Genomic DNA, 2,837 nt, shown 5'->3' on the forward strand with positions numbered 1-2,837 from the left:
TGTAAAAGGCAGGGTCAATTATCTGATAGAGGATAACAACTATATTCTGGAAGAGGGGGATTCGATTTTTTTTGATGGTCGCCTGGGGCATAATCTTTCTAATATTGGCGATTCTGATGCCGTGATGCTGGTTGTTTATTATTTCATTTCAAACGATTAGTTTATCCGCTTCTTTCTTTGAAATCTGTTCTCTTGGGTTTTAATTTTTAATTTTATATGCAGAATCTATCCGGCTGTTGGTTACGGATAGATTTTTTTGTGAGAAAAGTTTAGTATTAGTATACTGTAAATATTTTTTTATATTATATTTGTTTTGTGTGCCTGGCTTTTGTTTACGTATACTGTACAATTGCGTTTGTGTGATGAGCAAGTGAAATGTTGAGCGCGAGGCAATTTTCGGATCTTAAATTGAAACAAAATTCTGGGTAGTATTCACGTATACTTAATCATTTGGTTAGTGATTAGTTTTGTTAAGAGCCGTAGCAATACGGCTCTTTTTTGAATAATGAGAATATATGTAATAGGGAGTCTGTAAGCTTATGTATGGAGTATTTTGTAGAAAATATATTTATAAAAATGAAATGAATAGTAAAGTAATCAGGAGCGCGGAAAGCGTATTAAATCATTTATCCTTATTTATCTTGCGCTTAATGGTGCTTATGCCTTTTTTTTTCTTATATGCTTTTTTTAGGGCCGAACGTGTAAAGAGGATTTCAATAATTGAATATAATGTCTGGAATGGTTTTGAAAGTGAAACTAAACGAACGCATACTTTTGTGAAATGGGCCCGGAAGCAAAATGCGGATGTGATTGCGTTTGAAGAGTTGAACAATTTTACACAAACGTCCTTTTCTAAGCTTGCTAAAAGCTGGGGGCACCCATATGCTGTTATCGTTAAGGAAAATGGGTATCCTGTTGGGATTACGTCACGTTATCCAATCAGCAATGTTTACAGATTGATCGATGGGATGCACCATGGTTGTTTGTATGCTGAAATAAATGGTATTAATTTTTTTGTTGTGCATTTTTCGCCCTTTAGCAGCACTAAGAGGTTGCAGGAGGCTGCGTCAGTTATAAATGTGCTTAGGCAAAAGGTTAAACTAGAGGAAAAGACTATTATATTGGGTGACTTTAATGCCTTTTCGCCGAAAGATAGTTTGTTTTATGCTAATTCAGGTATTAGGGATAGTATGTATATGGCGCAACAAAAGAATAAGGTGCTAAAGAATCTAAATGACAGGAATCAATTGGATTATCAGGTGATCCGGGCTTTTTTGCAGTCCGGATTCTACGATAGTTTCTCCCTATTTCATAAATACTTTGAAGAGAGTTATCCCTCAAAGGTGTATCCTGGGCCACTGAGTGACAAAATAAGGATTGATTATATGATGATTTCTGAGAAACTTAAAGCGTCTTGTAAAAGCGTGGAAATTGTAAAAGATAGCGTTACGGATACTTTGTCAGATCATTATCCAGTCAGGGCAGAGTTTGAGTTCAAAAAGTAAAAGATTAAAAACCGTTTATTTTTTTATCACATTAGGAATATTTGAATTAGTTATATATACTTGATCAGAAATATAAATTTGAGGAAGCTCCAATACTAATTTTCGCCCGGCACAAAGCGGAATCTAATATTATGAGAAAGTATAGTGGTCTGACCGATAACGAATTGACTGGCTTGTTGAAGTCTGGGGATCATGCTGCGTACACAGAAATCTATCATAGGTACTGGGCTTTAATGTTCCGTCATGCTAGAAAGATGCTTAGAGATGATGACGAGGCGACGGATATTGTCCAGGAGATATTTGCCTCTTTATGGTCTAAATGCGCAGAGCTTTCTTTTACGGGTTCTTTATCCTCTTATTTATATGCTGCAACCCGCAATAAAGTCATTGATCTGGTCAACAGGAATAAACTTAAAACAAATTATCTGGCATCTTTGCAAAGCTTTATAGATAAAGGGGAATTTATTACTGACAATACTGTCCGGGAGCATGAACTGGCTAGTCGTATTGAAAGTGAAATTTCTCAGCTGCCAAAAAAAATGCGGCAGATATTTGAACTGAGCAGAAAAGAAAACCTTTCTTACAAACAGATTGCAGATGTGACCGAGATTTCGGAGGGTACGGTTAAGAAGCAGATTTCCAATGCTATAAAAATTCTGAAAATAAAATTGGGCGGATTGTATATTTTCTTTTTTTAAATCTACCACTTTCGTTCCGGTTGTTCGTCTTATACATAAACGGGATTATAAAACAATCGGATTTATGGAAAGCAAAGACGCTAAAAATTTACTGGAAAAGTACTCGAATGGAAATTGTAGCCCGGAAGAAAAGGCTATTGTAGAAAGTTGGTATCTTAATGCGTCTTTGCAGGCAAATGATGACGATCTTGCTGCGCCAGATTTTAAAAAGGCAGATGAAAAACTGCAGTCGCGTTTGGGCATTGCGCCTAAAGGACGTGTTAAATTATGGCCACGTGTAGCGGCGGCAGCTTCTATTATATTGATTGTTGGTGTGGGCTTATCTTATTATTTGCAAAAGCCTGCAAAGAAAACGGAGATTGTTTATACCAATGATATCGCTCCAGGTAAGCACACGGCTACTTTAACTTTATCGAACGGAAAGAAAATTGTGTTAGAGGATGCTTCTACTGGAGAACTGGCCAATCAATCTGGTGTAAGTATTACTAAAACCGCAAACGGGGAGGTAGTCTATCATGTGAAAAATGCAAAAGCTACCGGGGATGCAGCCTATAATACGCTTTCGACCGCTAATGGAGAACAATACCAGATAGAACTGCCTGATGGAACGAGAGTGTGGCTTAATGCGGCAACT

3 protein-coding genes and 1 pseudogene are annotated in these 2,837 nt (G+C 37.0%); all 4 read left to right on the forward strand.

What is annotated here, in order from left to right; all coding sequences use genetic code 11:
* The coding region (locus tag VNZ46_RS13510; protein ID WP_325560622.1) for a cupin domain-containing protein at positions 1-160 on the forward strand (160 nt) is incomplete at its 5' end.
* Between the two features lie 421 nt (positions 161-581).
* Positions 582-1,505 carry an endonuclease/exonuclease/phosphatase family protein gene (locus tag VNZ46_RS13515; protein ID WP_325560620.1) on the forward strand — a complete coding sequence of 308 codons (924 nt, stop codon included), beginning with the start codon at positions 582-584 and terminating at the stop codon, positions 1,503-1,505.
* A gap of 131 nt (positions 1,506-1,636) precedes the next feature.
* Complete coding sequence (locus VNZ46_RS13520; protein WP_325560621.1) at positions 1,637-2,203, forward strand: RNA polymerase sigma-70 factor; 567 nt, start codon at positions 1,637-1,639, stop codon at positions 2,201-2,203.
* A gap of 64 nt (positions 2,204-2,267) precedes the next feature.
* Positions 2,268-2,837, forward strand: a pseudogene (locus VNZ46_RS13525) (iron dicitrate transport regulator FecR); the annotation flags it as partial.

It is taken from the genome of Pedobacter sp., from assembly GCF_035566355.1.
Lineage (GTDB): Bacteria > Bacteroidota > Bacteroidia > Sphingobacteriales > Sphingobacteriaceae > Pedobacter.

Bases quoted from the DNA above. Each gene is read 5' to 3' on its own strand.
- VNZ46_RS13515 (WP_325560620.1), top strand. From the start codon at position 582: ATGAATAGTAAAGTAATCAGGAGCGCGGAAAGCGTATTAAATCATTTA.
- VNZ46_RS13520 (WP_325560621.1), top strand. From the start codon at position 1,637: ATGAGAAAGTATAGTGGTCTGACCGATAACGAATTGACTGGCTTGTTG.